The sequence below is a fragment of the Actinomycetota bacterium genome (genome assembly GCA_036280995.1).
Classification (GTDB): Bacteria; Actinomycetota; CALGFH01; order CALGFH01; family CALGFH01; genus CALGFH01.
Window position 1 is genome coordinate 1 of record DASUPQ010000693.1, and the last position, 19,129, is coordinate 19,129.

At 76.0% G+C, this 19,129-nt stretch carries 16 protein-coding genes; 9 read left to right on the forward strand and 7 right to left on the reverse strand.

Translation table 11 applies throughout. From position 1 onward, the window contains the following. A partial coding sequence (locus tag VF468_23460) for a glycoside hydrolase family 3 protein (protein HEX5881247.1) occupies positions 1-188 on the forward strand: 188 nt, incomplete at its 5' end. Positions 189-229: 41 nt separating this feature from the next. Next, positions 230-970, forward strand: a complete 741-nt coding sequence (locus VF468_23465) for an MBL fold metallo-hydrolase (protein HEX5881248.1) — start codon at positions 230-232, stop codon at positions 968-970. A gap of 12 nt (positions 971-982) precedes the next feature. Here the strand turns inward: VF468_23465 and VF468_23470 are convergent, their stop codons facing one another. After that, positions 983-2,317: an aminotransferase class V-fold PLP-dependent enzyme gene (locus tag VF468_23470; protein HEX5881249.1), complete on the reverse strand. Its 1,335-nt coding sequence runs from the start codon at positions 2,315-2,317 to the stop codon at positions 983-985. 123 nt (positions 2,318-2,440) lie between these two features. Between VF468_23470 and VF468_23475 the strand changes: the two genes are divergently transcribed. Continuing rightward, the gene (locus VF468_23475; GenBank protein HEX5881250.1) at positions 2,441-4,375 is read left to right on the forward strand and encodes an amylosucrase; all 1,935 of its coding nucleotides are present in this window, start codon (positions 2,441-2,443) and stop codon (positions 4,373-4,375) included. Here the strand turns inward: VF468_23475 and VF468_23480 are convergent. Beyond that, positions 4,362-5,048 carry a winged helix-turn-helix domain-containing protein gene (locus VF468_23480; GenBank protein HEX5881251.1) on the reverse strand — a complete coding sequence of 229 codons (687 nt, stop codon included), beginning with the start codon at positions 5,046-5,048 and terminating at the stop codon, positions 4,362-4,364. The genes VF468_23475 and VF468_23480 overlap by 14 nt on opposite strands. Before the next feature lie 228 nt (positions 5,049-5,276). On the opposite strand from VF468_23480, the gene VF468_23485 reads away from it, so the two are divergent. From VF468_23485 to VF468_23500, 4 genes are all read left to right on the forward strand, one after another. Continuing rightward, entirely contained in the window at positions 5,277-6,542 is a 1,266-nt protein-coding gene (locus VF468_23485; protein ID HEX5881252.1) for a sensor histidine kinase, read from the forward strand. Positions 6,543-6,549: 7 nt separating this feature from the next. Further along, on the forward strand, positions 6,550-7,248 hold the full coding sequence (locus tag VF468_23490; protein ID HEX5881253.1) for a response regulator transcription factor: 699 nt from the start codon (positions 6,550-6,552) through the stop codon (positions 7,246-7,248). Between the two features lie 138 nt (positions 7,249-7,386). Then, positions 7,387-9,573 carry an MMPL family transporter gene (locus VF468_23495; protein ID HEX5881254.1) on the forward strand — a complete coding sequence of 729 codons (2,187 nt, stop codon included), beginning with the start codon at positions 7,387-7,389 and terminating at the stop codon, positions 9,571-9,573. Between the two features lie 42 nt (positions 9,574-9,615). Next, positions 9,616-10,197, forward strand: a complete 582-nt coding sequence (locus VF468_23500; protein HEX5881255.1) for a GNAT family protein — start codon at positions 9,616-9,618, stop codon at positions 10,195-10,197. Here VF468_23500 and VF468_23505 read toward each other — a convergent pair. Continuing rightward, entirely contained in the window at positions 10,194-11,147 is a 954-nt protein-coding gene (locus tag VF468_23505) for an NAD-dependent epimerase/dehydratase family protein (GenBank protein HEX5881256.1), read from the reverse strand. The two genes, VF468_23500 and VF468_23505, sit on opposite strands and share 4 nt — an antisense overlap. Positions 11,148-11,206: 59 nt before the next feature. On the opposite strand from VF468_23505, the gene VF468_23510 reads away from it, so the two are divergent. Next, positions 11,207-12,163, forward strand: coding sequence for an RNA polymerase sigma-70 factor (locus VF468_23510; GenBank protein ID HEX5881257.1), 957 nt, complete (start codon positions 11,207-11,209; stop codon positions 12,161-12,163). Positions 12,164-12,165: 2 nt separating this feature from the next. Here VF468_23510 and VF468_23515 read toward each other — a convergent pair whose 3' ends face one another. The 3 genes from VF468_23515 to VF468_23525 form a co-directional block, all read right to left on the reverse strand. Next, a complete protein-coding gene (locus VF468_23515; protein ID HEX5881258.1) occupies positions 12,166-13,359 on the reverse strand; it encodes an adenylate/guanylate cyclase domain-containing protein in 1,194 nt (397 codons plus the stop codon). Positions 13,360-13,423: 64 nt separating this feature from the next. Further along, positions 13,424-14,806, reverse strand: coding sequence for an ATP-binding protein (locus VF468_23520; GenBank protein HEX5881259.1), 1,383 nt, complete (start codon positions 14,804-14,806; stop codon positions 13,424-13,426). Next, positions 14,806-16,464 carry an FAD-dependent oxidoreductase gene (locus tag VF468_23525; GenBank protein HEX5881260.1) on the reverse strand — a complete coding sequence of 553 codons (1,659 nt, stop codon included), beginning with the start codon at positions 16,462-16,464 and terminating at the stop codon, positions 14,806-14,808. The genes VF468_23520 and VF468_23525 overlap by 1 nt, the downstream gene beginning before the upstream one ends. A 185-nt stretch (positions 16,465-16,649) precedes the next feature. Between VF468_23525 and VF468_23530 the strand changes: the two genes are divergently transcribed. After that, a complete protein-coding gene (locus tag VF468_23530) occupies positions 16,650-17,240 on the forward strand; it encodes a TetR/AcrR family transcriptional regulator (protein HEX5881261.1) in 591 nt (196 codons plus the stop codon). Here VF468_23530 and VF468_23535 read toward each other — a convergent pair. Beyond that, a partial coding sequence (locus tag VF468_23535) for a glycoside hydrolase family 3 C-terminal domain-containing protein (protein ID HEX5881262.1) occupies positions 17,237-19,129 on the reverse strand: 1,893 nt, incomplete at its 5' end. The genes VF468_23530 and VF468_23535 overlap by 4 nt on opposite strands.

Here is a 19,129-nt window from a genome sequence, read left to right on the forward strand (position 1 = left end):
TGGCGGCCGAGCGCGCCCTGGCCGCCGGGGTCGACCAGCTCATCCTCTCCGGCCACGCCGAGGTCCCGGCCGTCCTCGACCACCTGCGGCGGGCGGTCGCCGACGGCCGCCTCTCCCGGGCCCGGGTCCGCGAGGCCTTCCTGCGGGTGCAGCGCTTCAAGCGGGTCGACCGCTGGGGCGGCTGCTGACCGGCGCCGGCGGGCCCGCCGACACCACCACAGGAGGAAGGATGCCCACCACCCAGGTCACAGAAGGCGTGCACCGGCTGACGCAGGGGGTGGTGAACTTCTATCTGGTCGAGGAGGGCGGCAGGCTCCTGCTGGTCGACGCGGGCGCGCCCGGGGACTGGGACCTGCTCGTCCGGGCCGTGGCCGCCCTCGGACGCAGGCTGGACGACCTGGAGGCGGTGCTGCTCACCCACGCCCACGCCGACCACATCGGCACGGCCGAGCGCGCCCGGACCACGGCCGGCGCGCGGGTCTGGGTCCATCACGCCGACGCCGAGATGACCAGGACCGGGCGGCCGACCAAGACCGACGGCAGGGTCCGCTCCTACCTGCTGCGGGCCGAGTTCTACCGGACCCTGTTCTCGCTCGCCCGCCGGGGCGCGACCCGGATCGTGCCCGTCCGCGAGGTCGGCACCTTCGCCGACGGCGAGACGCTCGAGCTGCCGGGCCGTCCCCGGGCCGTGCACGCCCCCGGGCATTCGCCGGGGAGCGCCGCGCTCCTGCTGGAGGGCCGCGGCGTGCTCCTGACCGGCGACGTGCTGGCGACCCGGAACCCGCTGACCGGCCGGGACGGCCCGCAGATCATGCCGTCCGGCCTCAACAGCGACACCCCGCAGGCGCTGCGGTCGCTGGCGGCCCTCGACGGGATCCGGGCCGGTCTGCTGCTGCCCGGCCACGGCGAGCCGTGGGCCGGCGAGATGGCCGAGGCCCTGCGCCTGGCCAGGGTGGCCGGGCCGTCCTAGCCAGCCCGCCGCTCAGGCCAGGGCGCGAACGGCGGCGACGGCCGCGTCGACGTCGTCTTCGGAGGTGACGACGCTGGGGCCGAGGCGCAGGTAGGGCTCGGCGTAGGGGGTGACGCTGGCCAGGATGCCCTGGCGGCGCAGCTCGGCCGCGACCTCGCCGGGGTTGCCGGTGCCCGCCTCCAGGCAGACGATCCCGGCCGACAGCTCCGGGTCGCGGGGGGTGACCAGCCGGACGGCCGGGATCGCGGCCAGGCCGTCCTTGAGCCGGGTGGCCAGGGCGTGGGTGCGGTCGGCGACCTGGCGCCTGCCCAGGTCCAGGTGGAACCGGAACGCCTCGGCCAGGGCCCAGCGGTGCTCGTAGGCGTGGAAGCCGCCCGGCTCGAACAGGGCGGCGCGGGACCCCGCGGGCCTGCGTCCTTCGATCCAGGCGCCGATGGCGGCGCCGTTGAACGCCGGGATGGTCCCGGTGGCCTCGGCCCAGGCGTCGCGCCGGCCCCAGACTAGACCGGTGCCGCGGGGGCCGAACAGCCACTTGTGGCAGCCGGCGACGAGGAAGTCGCAGCCCAGCCGGGGAACGGCGTCCGGCTCGACCCCGAGGGCGTGGACGGCGTCGACGCAGACCAGCACCTGGTCTCCCCGGTCGCGGTCGCGGTTGTGGTCGGCCACGGCCGCGCAGATCTCGGCCAGGGGCAGCTTCACGCCCGTGCCGGAGTGGACCCAGGTGAGGGCGAGCACGCGGGTCCGGGGGCCGAGGCCCCGGCGGACGGCGGCGACCAGGCCGTCGGTGGTCACGGCCGCCGGGTCCTGGTAGAGGGTGATCCGCCGGACGCTGGCGCCGGTGCGCTCGGCCCGCAGCCGCAGCGCCTCATGGGTCGAGTAGAAGTCGTGGGCGGTGGTCACGACCTCCTGGCCGGCCCGCAGCCGCAGGCCGCCGTAGAGCAGGCCGAGGCCGTCGGTGGTGCTGCGGGTGAACACCAGCTGGCCGGGGTCCTCGGCCGGAGGGCCGGCGCCGGCCAGGTACTCGGCCGCGGCCGAGCGGGCCTGGCGGTCGAGGCGCTGGCCGTGGTCCTCCAGGTAGCCGTCGGCGTCGGCCTGGAGGCCGCGGCGGTGCCGCTCGATGGCCTCGGCCACCGGGCGGGGATGGGAGGCGAGCACGAACGCGGCGAAGTGGCGCCTGGCCGGGTCGAGCTCGAACTGGGCCCGGACCCTGGCCCAGCCGGTGGCCGCGGCCGCCGCCGGCGCGGGGCCGGGACGGTCCGGCTCGCAGCCGGCCAGCCCGGCCAGGACACCCGTGCCGGCCAGGAGCCCGGCGCGTCGCAGCAAGGTCCGGCGGTCGAGCTCCTCCATACGCCTCCTCGGTGTGGCGACAACCTCATGCTAGACCCGGGGCCGTGGGCGACCGGGGCTGTGGACAGCCGGCGGCACCGAACCTCACCGTCGGCTACGCTCCCCTTCGGGGGAGGAGGTGCGATGGGCGGCGGGGTGCCGGACCCGGTCGAGGAACGGGTCCAGGGGGTGCTGGACGGGCTGGCCGGCCGCGACGTCGACCTGTTCGTGGTGCGGCTGCGGCGGTGGTGGGACGACCTGGCCGAGGGGCTGGCCGGGCCGTACGGCGGCGGGCGCGACCTGGGGGAGCTGCTGGAGCGGGTGGCGGTGCTGCTGGCCGAGCGGTACCGGGAGCGCTCGGAGGAGCTGAAGCTGCTCGACCTGGAGCGCGGCATCCGTCCCGACTGGTTCCAGGACCCGGCGATGGTCGGCTACGTCTGCTACGCGGACCGCTTCGCCGGCACCCTGGAGGGGGTCGGCGAGCACCTGGGCTACCTCGGTGAGCTCGGCGTCCGCTACCTGCACCTGATGCCGCTGCTGGCCCCACGGGAGGGCGACTCCGACGGCGGCTACGCCGTGCGCGACTACCGCGCCGTCGACCCCAGGCTGGGGACCATGGACGACCTGGAGCGGCTGTGCGGACTGGCCAGGCGGCGGGGGATGAGCGTCTGCGTCGACCTGGTCCTCAACCACTGCGCAGCCGAGCACGAATGGGCGGTGGCGGCCCGCGGCGGCGACCCCGAGGCCGAGGCGATGTTCTGGGTCTTCCCGGACCGGGAGCTGCCCGACGCCTACGAGCGGACCCTGCCCGAGGTCTTCCCCGACTTCGCGCCGGGCAACTTCAGCTTCGTCCCCCAGACCGGCAGGTGGGTCTGGACCAGCTTCAACTCCTTCCAGTGGGACCTGAACTGGTCCAACCCGCGGGTCTTCGTCGAGATGGCCGACGTGCTCCTCAACCTGGCCAACCGCGGGGTCGAGGTGCTGCGGCTGGACGCGGTCGGGTTCATCTGGAAGCGGCTCGGCACCAGCTGCCAGAACCAGCCCGAGGTCCACGACCTGCTCCAGGCGCTGCGGGCCTGCGCCCGGATCGTCGCCCCGGCGGTCGTGTTCAAGGCCGAGGCGATCGTGAGCCCGATCGACCTGGCCACCTACCTGGGCGTCGGCCGCCACCACGGGCGCATCTCCGACCTGGCCTACCACAACAGCCTGATGGTGCAGTACTGGTCGGCGGTGGCGACCCGGGACGCGCGGCTGGCCACCCTGGTCCTGGGCCGGCTCCCGGCCAAGCCGGCCTCCACCGCCTGGGCCACCTACCTGCGCTGCCACGACGACATCGGCTGGGCCGTCCTGGACGAGGACGCGGCCGCGCTCGGCTGGAGCGGCTTCGCCCACCGCCGCTTCCTGGCCGACTTCTACGCCGGCAAGTTCCCCGGCAGCTTCGCCCGCGGCGAGGTGTTCCAGGACAACCCCGTCACCGGGGACCGGCGCACCAGCGGGACCATGGCCAGCCTGGCCGGGCTCGAGGACGCCCTGACCGCCGGCGACCCCGACCTGGTCGAGCTGGCCGTCCGCCGCATCCTGCTCGGCCACGCCCTGGTCTTCGGCTACGACGGCATCCCGCTGCTCTACATGGGCGACGAGCTGGGCCTGCTGAACGACCACGGCTACCTCGACGATCCGGCCCGGGCGGCCGACAACCGCTGGCTGCACCGCCCCGCGATGGACTGGGACCTGGCCCGGCGCCGCACCCAGCCGGGCACGGTCGAGCACCGCCTGTTCTCGGCCATGGCCGCGCTCGCCGAGGCCCGCCGCCGCACCCCCCAGCTGCACGCGGCCACCCCGGTGGAGGTGGTCGACCTCCAGCAGCCGCAGCTGTTCGCGTTCATGCGCCGCCACCCGCTGGGCACGCTGCTGGCGGTCCACAACGTCACCGAGCAGCCCCAGCACGTCAGCCCCATGGCCCTGTACCTGGTCGGCCACGACCAGCCGGTGGACCGCCTCACCGGCCAGCCGGCCCGGGTCGGCCACGGACAGGTCGTGCTCGACCCCTACCAGGCCGTCTGGCTCACCGCACCCTGACCGCCCCGCCGCCGGTCAGACGAAGGCGACGCAGCAGCGCCCCGGCCGGGGCGCCAGCACCGCCCGCGGGCCGCCGCGCCGGTGGCCCTGGAGGAGCCCCTCCATGAAGGCCAGGTTGGCGTGGCAGACCAGCTCCCGGTGGGTCTCGGCCAGCCGCCCGAACGGGCAGTTGCGCAGCCGGAGCACGCCGGAGTCCTCGTAGGGCTCGTAGCCGCGCTCGGCCAGCAGCGAGCGGACGGTGGCGTGGTCGCGCCCTCCGGCGCCGACCTGGGCGCCGAGGGCGCGGGCCGCCCGCTGCAGCGCGGCCCGGGACCCGCCCGACGGGTCCGCCTCGACGGCGTAGGCGAGCAGGCCGGCGATCAGCTCGAAGTCCCGGGCGGGCAGGGCGACCTCGACCGGGGTGGCGGACCGGAGGTACAGCTTGGCCGTCCGGCCCGCCCCGGGGCCCGCGCCGCCCGGTGCGCCGCTCGAAGCGGGTGTCCAGGAGCCCGGCGTCGACCAGCTTGTCCAGGTGGTAGGCGGCCAGGGCCCGGGAGACCCCGACCGCGGCCGCCGCCTCGTCCCGCCCAACGCCGCCGTCGCGGCCGGTGACGCAGGAGTACAGCTCCCGCCGCAGCGGGTCGCCGAGGCTGGCCAGGGCGGCCAGCCGCTGGTCGAGGTCGGGCTGAGCCATGCGGCAATTCTAAGACAAGGGGATCTTGACCGATGGTCGGTCCTGTCCGGCGCCGTCCTGCTGTCGCTCGCCTCGCCCGCCGTGGCCACGAGCTGGCTTCCCCTGCGCACCAGCGACGGCTGAGGCCGCCGGGCCCGCCCGCCGGGTACGCGCGACTGCGTAGCGGGGAGGCGGCGGCTACGCCCGCGGGCGGATGACCAGGTCGCCGGGCGCGCCTATCGTGGCCGTATGGAGCCGAGCAGGCCGACACCGCTGGCCCGTCACCGGGCCCTGACCGTCGACGTCCTGCTCGCTCTCGGGGTCCTCCTCGTCCAGGTGCTCGGCGTGCTGCTCTCGGAGCGGGTCGGCCGCTCGGCGGACTGGCGGGCCCCGGACGCCCTGGCCTACCTGCTGCTGGCCGCCGGGCCGGCGGCCCTGCTGCTGCGGCGGCGATGGCCCCTCGGGGTGCTGGCCGTCACCTTGGCCTGCGGCCTCGCCTACGCCGCCCGCACCTATCCCGAGGGGCCGTCCCACCTCGCCGTGTTCCCGGCCCTGTGGACCGTCGCCCTGACCGTCCCGCGGCCCCGGGCGTGGCTGGCCGCGACCCTGACCGCCGTGGCCGTCGCCGGGGCCGAGCTGTTCCTCTACGGCGAGACGATGTTCGACGGCGAGCCGCTGTACGCGGCCGTGACGGTGTTCGCGGCCATGTGGTGGGGTGAGGCGGTGCGGGCCCGGCGGGCGTACGTGGCCGAGCTGCGGGACCGGGCCGAGCGGGCCGAGCGGACCCGGGAGGAGGAGGCCCGCCGCCGGGTCGACGAGGAGCGGCTGCGGATCGCCAGGGAGCTGCACGACGTGGTCTCCCACACCATCGGGGTGATCAGCGTCCAGGCCGGGGTCGCGGCCCACCTGCTGGAGCGCCGGCCCGACAAGGCAGCCGACTCCCTGGCCGCGATCCGCCAGGCGAGCGACGAGGCCCTCGGCGAGCTGCACGCCATGCTCGGCGTGCTCCGCGAGCGCGACGGCGACGGCGGCGGGAACCCGCTGGCCCCGGCGCCCGGCCTGGCCGAGCTGGACGCCCTGGTCGCCCAGGCGGCCGGGGCCGGGGTGGAGGTCCAGGTGTCGCTGGAGGGGGCGCCCCGGCCGCTGCCGGCCGCCGTCGACCTGGCCTGCTACCGGGTGGTCCAGGAGTCGCTCACCAACGTGGTCCGCCACGCCGGGGCCAGCCGGGCCGAGATCACCGTCCGCCACGACGACGGCCGGGTGGTGGTCGAGGTCACGGACAACGGCCGCGGGGCGGCCGTTGGGAACGGCTCGGAGTCGGCGGACAACGGCGTGGAGTCGGCCGGAGGCCGACGACCGACAGACCCCGACCGGCGAGATCGCCGGTCGGGTCAGGGCCTGGTCGGCATGCGGGAGCGGGCCCGGTCGCTCGGGGGCACCCTGGAGGCCGGTCCCCGCCCCGGCGGCGGCTTCCGCGTCCAGGCCGTCCTCCCGGTCGGCGGGCAGGGGCGGTGATCGGGAGGTGATCCGGGTCCTGCTGGCCGACGACCAGGGGCTGGTCCGGGCCGGGTTCCGGGCGCTGCTGGAGGACGCCGGTGACGTCGAGGTCGTCGGCGAGGCCGGGGACGGGGCGGCCGCGGTCGACCTGGCCCGTTCGACCCGGCCCGACGTCGTGCTGATGGACATCCGCATGCCCGTGCTCGACGGCCTGGAGGCCACCCGCCGCATCGTCGCCGACGAGCTGCTGGCCGGGGTCCGGGTGCTGGTCCTGACCACCTTCGAGCTGGACGAGTACGTGTTCGAGGCCCTGGCCGCCGGGGCCAGCGGGTTCCTGCTCAAGAACACCGACCCGGTGGAGCTGCTGCGGGCGATCCGGGTCGTGGCCGAGGGCGAGGCCCTGCTGGCCCCGAGCGTGACCCGCCGGCTGATCGCCGAGTTCACCGACCGGCGGAGCCGGTCGGAGTCTCTCGGCCGTCGGCCGGAGGCCGACTCCAAGCCGTTCCCGGACCTGTCCGCCCTGACCGACCGCGAGCGGGAGGTCATGGCCCTGGCCGGGGCCGGGCTGTCGAACGAGGAGATCGCCGAGCGGCTGGTGGTGAGCCCGGCCACGGCCCGCACGCACGTGAGCCGGGCCATGGTCAAGCTGGGCGCCCGCGACCGCGCCCAGCTGGTCGTCTTCGCCTACGAGTCCGGCCTGGTCAGCCCCGGCCACCTCCGCTGACCTACGCCCGCCGCCGTAGCCGGGTGGCCCCGCCTGCGCGGGCTGCGCAGGCGCGGAGCCGCTCCGTGGCCGACGCCCGGCCCGGCCTCCGGGCGGCACGATCGGGCGGCCCAGTCTCACCCGAACCCGGAGGCGACCATGCCGCGACTGACCCGATTCCTGCTCCGCCACAAGCTGGCCGTGGTCGCGGCCTGGCTGGTCGTCCTGGTCGCCGGGGTGGCCGCGGCCGGAGTGGTCCCGGGCCGGCTGTCCCAGGAGTTCTCCTTCCCCGGCGAGGAGGGCTACGAGGCCAACGTGGCCATCCTGGAGGGCTACGGCAACGGCGGCCCCGGTAACCCGCTGGTCCCGGTGGTCACGCTCCCCGCGGGGACCACCGTCGACAGCCCCGGGGCCCGGGACGCCCTCGACCGGGCCTTCGGCGGGGTCGCCGCCGACCCGCGGCTGCGGGTGCTGGCCTGGCCGGCCACCAGCGGCGACCGCCGCCTGGTGGTCGAGGACGGCCGCACCGTCTACGGGCTCGTCTGGGGCCCGTTCCAGGGCCCCGAGGGCGCCGACCCGGCCCTGGCCGGGACGCTGGCCGACGGGCTGCGCCAGGCCCTCCCGGCCGGCACGACCGTGCAGGTGACCGGCCTGGACGCGCTGCGCACGGCCGCGGCCGAGGAGCCGGCCGGCACCGGCGTGCTGATCGAGACGCTCGCCGGGGCCCTCGGCGCCCTGGTCGTGCTGGCCTTCGTGTTCGGCTCGTTCCTGGCCCTGGTGCCGCTGCTGATCGCGGCCGTGGCCATCCTCACCACCTTCCTGGCCGTGCTCGGCCTCACCGGGCTGGTCGAGGTCAGCTTCATCGTCCAGTTCCTGGTCGCGCTGATCGGGCTCGGGGTGGCCGTCGACTACTCGCTGCTGGTCGTGACCCGCTGGCGCGAGGAGCTGGGCCGGGGCCTGGACCGAGAGGAGGCCGTCCAGCGGGCCATGGCCACCGCCGGGCGGGCGGTCGTGACCAGCGGCGGCACCGTCGCCGTGGGCCTGCTGGCCCTGGTCCTGCTGCCGGTGCCGTTCCTGCGCAGCATCGGCTACGCCGGCCTGCTCATCCCGCTGGCCGCGACCCTGGCCACCCTCACCCTGCTGCCGGTGCTGCTGGCCACCGTCGGGCCCCGGCTCGACTGGCCGGCCGGGCGCCGGGCCCGCCGCGACCCGGGGCGGGGGATCGCGGCCGGCCCCCTCTGGACCCGCTGGGCGACCGGGGTGACCCGCCACCGGTGGCTGGCCACCCTGGCCGCGCTGGCCGTGCTCCTCCCCCTCGGCGTGGCCGCCCTCGGCCTGCGCCTGGGCGAGCCGCCGGCGGCCGTCCTGGCCCAGTCCGGACCGGCCCGCGAGGCCCTCGACCGCCTGGAGCGGGCCGGGGTCTCCAGCGGCGTCCTCACCCCGATCGAGGTGCTGGTCCCGGCCGGCGCCGACCCGGAGGCGGCCGCCGGCCGCCTGGGCGGGGTCGCGGGCGTGCAGCTGGCCGTCGCCCCCGCCGGGCCGGCCTGGCAGCGGCCCGGCTCGAGCCTCGTCAGCGTGCTGCCGGCCGCCGAGACCAGCGGCGACGCCGGCGTGGCGACCGTCGGGCGGGTCCGCGACCTGGCCGCGGCCGAGCTGTCCGGGGCCAGGGTCGGTGGCTCCGGCGCCCTGGCCATCGACGCCACGGCCAGCCTCTACGGCAGCTTCCCGCTGATGCTGGCCGCCGTCGCCCTGGTCACCTTCGTGCTGCTGGCCCGGGCGTTCCGCTCGCTGCTGCTGGCCCTCAAGGCGATCGTGCTCAACCTGCTGTCGATCGGCGCCGCCTACGGGGTGCTGGTGCTGGTCTGGCAGGAGGGCCACGGCTCCGAGGCCATCTGGGGCATCCCGGCCACCGGGGCGATCGCCATGTGGGTGCCGCTGATGGCCTTCGCCTTCCTCTACGGCCTGTCCATGGACTACGAGGTCTTCCTGCTGGCCCGCATGCGCGAGGAGTACGACACCACCGGCTCGACCGAGACGGCCATCGTCCGCGGCCTCGGCCGGGTCGGCCGCCTGGTCACCTGCGCCGCCCTGATCCTGTTCCTGTCGTTCGCCTCCATGGCCGCCATCCCCGAGCTGGACGTCAAGATCATGGCCACCGCCCTCGGGGCCGGCATCCTGATCGACGCCACCATCCTCCGCGCCCTCCTGGTCCCGGCCCTGGTCGCCCTCCTCGGCCGCTGGAACTGGTGGCTGCCCCCCTGGGCGTCCTACCCGCTCCGGGTCGCCCCGTCCGCCCCGGCCCCCGAGCCGGCCGAGCCCGCCCGCGACCCGGTCCAGGTCAGGTAGCCCCGCGGCGCCGCCCGCCCGCGGGTCGGGCAGAATGGCCGCATGCCGTACCTGGTGGCGCCCGTCGTGCCGGCCGGCCGGATGGGGGGCCGGGGCCAGCCGGTCCTGAAGGCCGCGGGCGGGCTGGTCCTGCGGCCCTGGGAGGCCGGGGACGCGGAGGTGGTCCTGGAGGCCTACCGCGACCCCGAGATCCAGCGGTGGAACCTGCGCGCCTTCGGCTCGCTGGAGGAGGCCGGCGCCTGGATCGCCCAGTGGGCCGGGCGCTGGCGGGCCGAGCGCGATGGCTGCTGGGCGGTCGCCGACGGCGCCGGGACGGTGCTGGGCCGGGTCGCGCTGCGGGAGGTCCGGCTGCCGGACGGCGTCGGCGAGTGCACCTACTGGGTCCTGCCGGCGACCCGGAACCGGGGTGTGGCCACCGCCGCCACCGCCGAGGTGGCCCGCTGGGCCCTGGACGAACTGGGCCTGCACCGCCTGTTCCTGATGCACTCGACGGCCAACCCGGCCTCCTGCCGGGTCGCGGCCAAGGCCGGGTTCGCCCTCGAAGGCACCTTGCGCGGCGCCATGCTCCACCCGGACGGCTGGCACGACATGCACCTGCACGGCCGGGTCCGCGGCGACGCCTAGGGCGCGGCCACGCCCAGGGCGGTGCGGAAGCCGTCGCGCCAGCTGGGGTGGGCGGGATGCCAGGCGAGGTCGCGCTTGGCCTTGGCGTTGCTGGCCCCGCGGACCTCGGTCATCAGGACCACGGCGTGGTCGCCGGCCAGGAGGCGGGCCAGCCAGGCCGGGACCCGCCGTGGGGGGCGGGCGCCGACGGCGGCGGCCAGGGCCGGCAGCCAGTCCGCCACCGGGGCCGGGTCGTCGTCGACGATCTGGTAGATGCCGGGGGCGCCCCGCTCGACCGCGGCCAGGGTGGCCGTGGCGGCGTCGTCGATGTGGATGAACGACCACACGCCGGTGCCGGCGCCGACCAGGGGGAAGCGGCCCCGGCGCAGGTCGTCGGCCATGAACCCGCCGTCCCCGGCCGAGGTCCCGGGGCCGTAGAAGCCGCCGTAGCGCAGCACGACCCCCTCCAGGCCCTCGGCTCCGAGCACGGCCGACTCGAGGTGGCGGATGGCGTCCAGGGTGCGCCGCAGCTCGGCCGGCGGGTCGGGGTCGAGCGGGTCGTCCTCGGTCTTGACCGGCCCGCCGACCCGGGCGAACGGCCAGCCGGCGAAGCTCTGGGCGACCAGCCGCCTGGCCCCGGCGGCCCGGGCCGCGGCCACCAGGTGGTCGGTGCCCTCGGTGCGCAGCCGGTTGGTGGCGGCGAACTCCCGGTCGAACTTGCGGAAGCTGGTCGTGCCGGCCAGGTCGGTGAGCTGGTGCACGACCACCTCGGGCCGGGCGGCGGCGACGGCCAGGGTCACCGCCTCCCGGTCGAGGGCGTCGGCGACCACCGGCTCGGCCCCGGCCGCGCGCAGGCCGGCGGCCTTCCCGGCGGTGCGGGTCATGGCGGTCACCTGGTGGCCGTCGGTGACCAGCAGCGGCACCAGCCGGCGGCCCAGCGCCCCGGTCGCCCCGGCGACGAAGATCCTCATGGTCAGCTCCTTGGTTGTGTCGTCGTTTCCCCCTCGTAGACGAGGTGGCCGGCCCGGCCGTGACACCTCTGGTTGACTGGAGGGCGATGGACGAGGGTGACGCCTTCCAGGAGCTGCGGCCGCTGCTGTTCTCGATCGCCTACCGGATGGTGGGCAGCGTCAGCGAGGCCGAGGACCTGGTGCAGGAGGCGTTCCTGCGGCTGCGCCGGGCCGTGGCCGGCGGCGCCGAGGTGGAGTCGCCCAAGGCGTACCTGACGAAGGTCACGACCCGCCTGGCCATCGACCACCTGCGCTCGGCCCGGGTCCGGCGCGAGCGCTACGTCGGCGCCTGGCTGCCGGAACCGCTGGTGACCGGCCCAGGGGCCTGGGCGGACCCGGGCGCGGCCGACCCGGCCGGCCACGCCGAGACCGCCGAGAGCGTGTCGCTGGCCTTCCTCCACCTGCTGGAGCGCCTGTCACCGGTCCAGCGGGCCGTGTTCGTGCTCCACGACGTGCTCGGCTACGGTTACGCCGAGGTCGCCGGGCTGGTCGGCCGGTCCGAGGAGAACTGCCGCCAGATCGCCGCCCGGGCCCGCCGCCACGTCGACGCCGGCCGTCCCCGGTTCGAGGCCTCCCGGCGCCAGCGCGACGAGTTGGCCCGCCGCTTCTTCGCCGCCGTCGAGCAGGGCGACACCGAGGGCCTGGTCGGCCTGCTGGCCGGCGACGCCGTCCTCTACGGCGACGGCGGCGGCAAGGCCCCCGCCCTGACCGCACCCCTCCTGGGCGCCGAGCGGGTCGCGCGCATCCTCCTCGGCCTGGCCCGCCGGGGCGCCGCCGTCGGCGTCGGCATGCGGCCGGCCGAGATCAACGGCCACCCAGGTGTGCTCACGTCCGGGCCCGACGGTCGCCTGCTGGGCGTCCTCGCCGTCGACATCTCCGGCGGCCGGGTCCGGACCGTCTACTCGATCGTCAACCCCGACAAGCTGCGCCATCTCGGCCCGGTCGGCGACCTGACCGCCCTGCTCGGCAACGGCTGAGCTCAGGGCCCGCGGAGCGCCCGGTAGAGCGGCAGGGGCCTGGCGACGTTCTTCAGCTCGACCGGCCCCAGGGGCTCGAACCGCAGGCCGGCGCCGGCGCGGGCCGCGGTCTCCTCGCTGACCACGACCTGGCCGGCCTCGGCGTACGAGGAGATCCTGGCGGCCAGGTTGACCGTCATCCCGTACACGTCGCCGTCCTGGGCGACCACCGCGCCGGTGTGGATGCCGACGTGGGCCGGCGGCAGCCCGGCCGCCGGGGCCCGCTCCACCATGTCCAGCCCGGCGGTGACGGCCGCCCCGGGCTCCCGGAAGTGGAACATCCCGCCGTCCCCAAGCCAGCGCACGGGCCGGCCTCCCCGGCCGCGCGAGATGTCGTTGACCAGCGCGGCCAGGGCCCCGGCGACCCGGGCGGCCACCTCGTCGCCGCGCTGCTCGGTCAGCCGCATGAACCCGGTCAGGTCGACGAAGCAGATCGCGGGTGGCCGCGGGACCCGTTCGCGCAGCCCCGATCCCTCGAGGGCCTCCTCGACATGGTTGATGGCGTGCTCGGTCCAGACATGCTCGCGGTGGCGCCGGTAGAGCTGGAAGATGGCCCGCTCCAGCGACCCGACGACGCGGCCGCCGAGCCGCGTGCCGAACTCGATCAGCTGCCGTTCGTCCAGGCCGGTGGCCCGGAGCCGCCGCTCGACGTTGGCCTCGTAGTAGTCGGCCTCGGCCTTGGCCATCCGGCGGACACTGTCGGCGTAGACGGCCAGCAGCCGGAGGGTGGCGTCGTCGTCGACCCCGGCGCCCCGGAACAGCTCGGCCAGCTCCAGCATGGTCACGTCGTCCTCGCCGGCCCGGTCGCCGGCCTCCGGGGGCGCGAAGCCGGTCGCCTGGTGGATCCCCTGCACGAGGGCCAGGGGCACCTGGCGGTCGGCGGCCAGCTGCGCATACGACCGGTCCAGCCGCTCCGGCGTCTCCATCACGGGCGCGTCAAGGAACGCGAGCGACAGGGCGCCCCGCTCGACCAGGGCGACGATCGTCTCGATCGACATCCCCGCCGCCTCCCACGAGTGCAGCAGCCGGGCCCGGCGGACCTCCCGGGGGCCCAGGCCCTGCTCCTCTCCGGGGAGGGCGCCGGCCGCGATCAGCCGCCGGACGAAGGCCTCCGGGACGCCGGCCCGCTCGGCGACCTCCCTGACGCGGTACGACATCCCGGCCTCCCTTCTCCCGCCCGGGATTGTTCCCCATCAGTGGCGGGAGCGTCGGCCGGGGCCACTACGGGCGGACGGGGAGGCGGACCCGCAGGACGGTGGCGCCGGGGTGGGAGTCGATGGTGATGGTGCCGCCGTGGCGGTCCTCGACGATGCGGCGGGCGATGTCGAGGCCGAGGCCGGTGCCCTTGCCGACGTCCTTGGTGGTGTAGAAGGCCTCGAAGGCGCGGGCCGCCACTTCCGGCGGCATTCCCGGGCCGGTGTCGGCGATCTCGACGACCACCCCGTCGCCGTCGGCGCGGGTGGCCACCCGCAGCGTGCCCATGCCCTCCATGGCGTCGACCGCGTTGTCGATCAGGTTGGTCCACACCCGGTTGAGCTCGCCGGCGTAGGCCTCGATCGGGGGGACGCCGGCGTCGTACTCGCGGACCACCGTCACGCCGTCGCCGAGCTTGTGCCCCAGCATCACCAGGGTGCTGTCGAGGCCCTCGGTCACGTCGACCCGCTGCAGCGAGGCGCGGTCCAGCTGTGAGTAGGAGCGGACGGCGGCGACCAGCTCGGAGATGCGCCGGGTCGACTCCTTCACCTCGTCCAGCAGGGTGGCGACCGAGAACGTGCTCGCCACCCACTCCAGACCCGGCTGCAGGGCCGGCCCCTCGAGGACGGCCGCGGCCCGCTCGCACCAGGCCGGGTCGGCTCCGGCGGCGGCAAGCGGCGGGGCGATCGTCCAGGCGCGCTCGACGCCGTGGCGGGTGAGCCACGACGCCAGCGCCTGCTCGCGGTCGGCGCGGGCGAGCGGGTCCGGATCCGGCGGCCGGGGGGCGAGTTCGTGGCGCAGGGCGTCGAGCGCGGCCAGCCGCCCGGACGGGAGCTCCTCGCCGGCGAGCCGGCCCATGGCCGCCACCAGCGCCTCAGACGCCGTCTGGAGGGCGTCCACCGCCCGGGTGGCGGCCGACGCCGGGTTGTTGAGCTCGTGGGCCAGGCCGGCGGCCAGCGTCCCCAGGGTCACCAGGGACTCGCGCTGGCGGGCCGTCGACTCGATCGAGCGCGCCGTGCGGTAGAGGCCCTGGATGAGGTGCCCACCGAAGGGGAACCAGGCGTCGGAGCGCTCGCGCAGGACCTCGGCCGGCACCCGCAGCACCCGGCCGGCGGTCGCGCCCCGGCCGGTGGCGAGGTACACGCCGTGCTCGTCCCAGGCCCGGAACCCACCGGCCCAGCGGCCGGGCACGTCCATCCTGGCCACCACCGTGTCCTCGCGGCCGACATGGCGGACGAGGTCGATGGCCCCGTCGACCAGCAGCCACCAGAAGTCGGCGTGCTCGCCCTCGCGGAACAGCTCGACCCCGGGCTCGACGCGGACCTCGGTGCCGCCCGCGACCAGCTCGGCGAGCTGCTCGTCGGCCAGGCCGTCGAAGATGGGCAGCGGGCGGAGCTCGTCGGCGCGCATCAGACGGTGGCCAGGTAGCGGTGCACGAGGTAGACGGACATGGCGCCCTCGCCAACGGCCGACGCCACCCGCTTCATCGAGTCGAGCCGGACGTCGCCGGCCGCGAACACGCCGGGCACGCTCGTCTCCAGCACGAACGGCGCCCGCGGGAGCGGCCACCGCCGCGCCCATTCGGGAGCCAGCAGGTCGTGGCCGGTGACGACGAACCCCTTGTCGTCGCGGACGACGTCGGGGCCGAGCCACCGGGTGCGGGGCGAGGCGCCGATGAAGACGAACAGCCAGCTCGACGGCACCTCCTCGGTGGCGCCGGTGTCCCGGTCGGCGAGCGTCAGCGCCTCCAGGTGGCCGTCGCCCCGGCCCGACACCACCTGGCTGCGGTACCTGATGGCGACGTTGGGCGTGGAGGTGATCCGCTCCACCAGGTACCTCGACATCGTGCCGTCGAGGGTCGCGGCCCGGACGACCAGCACCACCCGCCGGGCGAAGCGGGACAGGTGGAGCGCGGCCTGACCGGCCGAGTTGGCCGCCCCGACGACGTAGACCTCGTCGCCCTGGGTCTGGCTGGCCTCGCCGGCGTTAACGCCGTAGTAGACGCCGCGGCCGGTGAGCCGGTCGAGCCCTTCCGCCTCCAGCCGCCGGTAGGAGACGCCGGTGGCCACGACGAGCGCGCGCGCCTCGATCTCGCCCGAGCCGTCGAGGCGCACGGCCCGCACCGGCCCACGGGCCTCGAAGCCGACGACGTCGCGGGCCAGGACCATCTCGGCGCCGAACCGGGCCGCCTGGGCGATGGCCCGCCGGGTGAGGTCGGCGCCGCTCAGTCCCTTGGGGAACCCCAGGTAGTTCTCGATGGCCGCGCTCTGTCCCGCCTGCCCTCCGGGGGCCTCGCGCTCCACGACCACGGTGCTCAGGCCCTCCGACGCCGCGTACACGGCGGCGCCCAGGCCGGCCGGCCCGCCGCCGACGATGCAGACGTCGTAGAGGCGCTGCTGGGCGGAGGTGCGCAGGCCGAGCGCGCCGGCCAGCTCGAGGGCCGACGGCGAGCGCAGCGTGTCGCCCTCGGGGACGAGCACCAGCGGGAGGTCGGCCGGCGCCGCCCGGGCGAGGTCGAACAGCCGCTGCGCCTCCGGGTCGCGCTCGACGTCGTACCAGCGGTAGGGCACGTGGTTGCGGGCCAGGAACAGCTTGACCTCGTGGCCCCGCTCCGACCAGCGGTGCCCCACCACCCGCACCTCGGAGGTGTGGTCGGGGTGAGCCTGCCGCCAGTCGTCCAGCAGGTCGTCGACGACCGGGTAGAGCCGGTCCTGGGGAGGATCCCACGGCTTGAGCAGGTAGTAGTCGAGGCCGATGTCGTTGATCGCCTTGATGGCCACGTCGGTGTCGGCGTACGCCGTGAGCAGCAGGAACTTCGAGCCCGGGGCGTGGACCCGCGCCTGCTGGAGCAGCTCGATCCCGGTCATGTGGGGCATCCGCTGGTCGGCGGCGATCAGCGCCACCGGCTCGTCGCGGAGGGCGAGCCGGGTCAGCACGGACAGCGCCTCCGGCCCCGAGGTCGCGCCCACGACGCGGTAGTCGGCGCCGTAGTACCCGGCCAGGTCGCGGGTGATCGCCGCGGACACCTGGGGGTCGTCCTCGACCGTCAGGATCGTCGGCTTGCTCATGCGCTAGGAGCATAGCAACCGGGACGGGTACGGCTTCAGGAACCGCCGTACCGGTCGCCGGTCTGCCGGCGCGGAGGCGCCTCTACGTCTCGGTGAAGCGTCGCCGGGTCTTCAACCTCCTCGGCCTGCGCCGCCGCTGGAAGTGACCATAGAATGACGGTCAGTCAGTAGGCTAGGGAGGTGCCGTGGCCGAGGGGGGGAGGACGAGGCGGCGGGAACCGCCGGAGGTGCGCCGCGAGCAGCTCCTGGACGCGGCCGCCCAGGTGTTCCTGGACCGCGGCCTGGCCCAGGCCACCATCGCCGACGTGGCCGAGGCCGCCGGCCTGGCCAAGGGCACCGTCTACCTCTACTTCGACTCCAAGTCGGCGCTGCTGACGGCCCTGCGGGCCCACTACACCAGCCAGTTGCTGGCCCGGTCCGGCCGCCTCGACGCATCCCCCGGCCGCGACGGGTACCGGCAGCGGCTGCGAGCGTTCCTTGGCGAGATGTACGACTTCTGCGCCGGCAACCAGCGGCTCCACCACCTGCTCTTCCACGCCGCCGAGGTCTCCGAGGACGAGCCGCTGGAGCGGGCCCGCGCCGACCTGGTCCAGTTCGTCACCGGCGGCGCCGAGGCCGGCGAGTTCGCCGTCGACGACCCCGAGGCGACCGCGTCGTTCCTGCTCGACGGCTTCCACGGCCTCCTGCTGCGCTCCCTGCACGCCAACCGCGGCCGCCGCGCCTTCCTCGACGCCGCCTGGCCGCTCTGCACCCGCCTGCTCGGCATCGCGCCCTAGCCGGCCCGCCCCTCATCTGCGGTTCTGCGGGTCGCTGCCGCCGCGATCTCGACGAACAGGCGTTGGTCGCCCCAGGACCGGCCGGCGGCGAGGTGGAAGACCCCCTCCTCGACGGCCCAGGCATGGGACCGGACGTCCCAGCGGGCGAGGCAGCGTGGCGGGATGGTCACCTCGACGGTGGCCTCCTGGCCGGGGTCGGCGGTGGCGGCGGCGAACCCGGCCAGCCAGCGGGTCGGGCGCTCGACCGTGCCGCCGGATCGGGAGGCGTAGACCTGGACGACCTCGCGGCCCGGCCGGGTCCCGGTGTTGCGGACCCGGACGGTCAGCACCACGGCGCCGCCGGGATCGATATGAGGTGGCGCCGTGACGTCCAGGTACTCCCAGGTGGTGTAGCCCAGGCCGTGGCCGAAGGGGAATGCCGGCTGGGCCTGGGCGCGGTCGTAGGCGCAGTTGCCCACGTGGATGGACTCTGCGTAGACGAGGCGGCCGTCGACCGGGCGGGTCGAGGGGAGGTGCCCGTGTTCGGCCGCCGGCCACACTGTCGGCAGCCGCCCACCGGGTTCGCGGTCGCCGAGGAGCACGTCGGCCAGGGCGTTGCCGAACTCCTGGCCCGGGAACCAGGCCACCAGCACCGCCGGGACCTGGTCGGCCCAGGGCAGCAGCACCGGGGCGCCGGCATTGACGACCACGACGGTGCGCGGGTTGACGGCGGCGACGCGCCGGACCAGCTCGTCCTGGCGGCCGGGCAGGGCCAGGGTGTCGCGGTCGAAGCCCTCGCTCTCCACCTCCTCGGTGGTGCCGACCACGACCACCGCCACGTCGGCCTTGGCGGCCAGGGAGACCGCCTGCTCCAGCTCCTCCTCATCCGAGGCCTGCTTGGCCAGGTTGAGCTGGAAGGTCACGACGGCGACCTCGGCGTCGCCGAACCCGCCGGTGTCCTTGGGCTGGTAGCGGAGGGTGACCGGGACCTCCTCGCCGGCCTGGAGCTCGACAGGCGCCCACAGCTGCGGCGGGCGCATCAGGCCTTCTACCGGGTCGGCGCCGGTGGGGAGCTCGGTGACGGTGTCGAAGGCGACCCGGTCGGCGACGGTCAGCCGGAGGCGTCCGAGCCCGGAGGCGCCCAGCAGCCAGGTCCCGGTCTCGGGGGCGCGCAGGTGGGTATGGACCTCGACCGCGGCGACCGCGGCCATGGGCAGCTCCGGGCCGAAGCTGCTCATCCAGGTGAAGGCGCCGGTGGTGCGGTCCTCGCGGCCACGGACGCCGCCGTCGGCGGCCAGGAACCGCACCTCCACCCCTGCTCCGCCGCCGTCGGGACGGCGGAGCAGGGCCAGCGGGGCCACCGGGAGGCGGTCGCTGCTGCGCACGCCGCCGCAATGGTCGACCTGCACGTCCGGGCCGAGCGCGGCCCGCAGGCCCTGGAGCGGGGAGACGGTGTAGGACGGGAACACGGTGGCGCTGCCGCCGCCGAGGGTGCGGGCGACCTCGGCGTTGGGGCCCAGCACGGCCACCCGGCGCAGCCCCGACCGGTGGAGCGGCAGGGTCGGCGCGGCGTCGATGCCGGCGTTGCGGAGCAGCACGAACCCGGCGGCCGCCCCCTCGCGCAGCTCGGCCGCGACCGCGGCCTCGGGCCACGGATCCTCCGGCGCTACCGCCGGGTCGATCCCCTCCAGGGCCCCGACCCGGGCGGCCAGCCGCAGCAGCCGCAGCACCTTGCCGTCGACCGCCGCCTCGGGGACGCGGCCGTCCCGCACGGCGGCGACCAGCTGGTCGCCCCAGGGGCCGCCGGGGCCGGGCATCACCAGGTCGAGCCCGCCGTTCGCCGACTCCGCGGTCGTCTTGGTGGCGAACCAGTCGGACATGATCAGCCCGTCGTAGGCCCATTCGCCCTT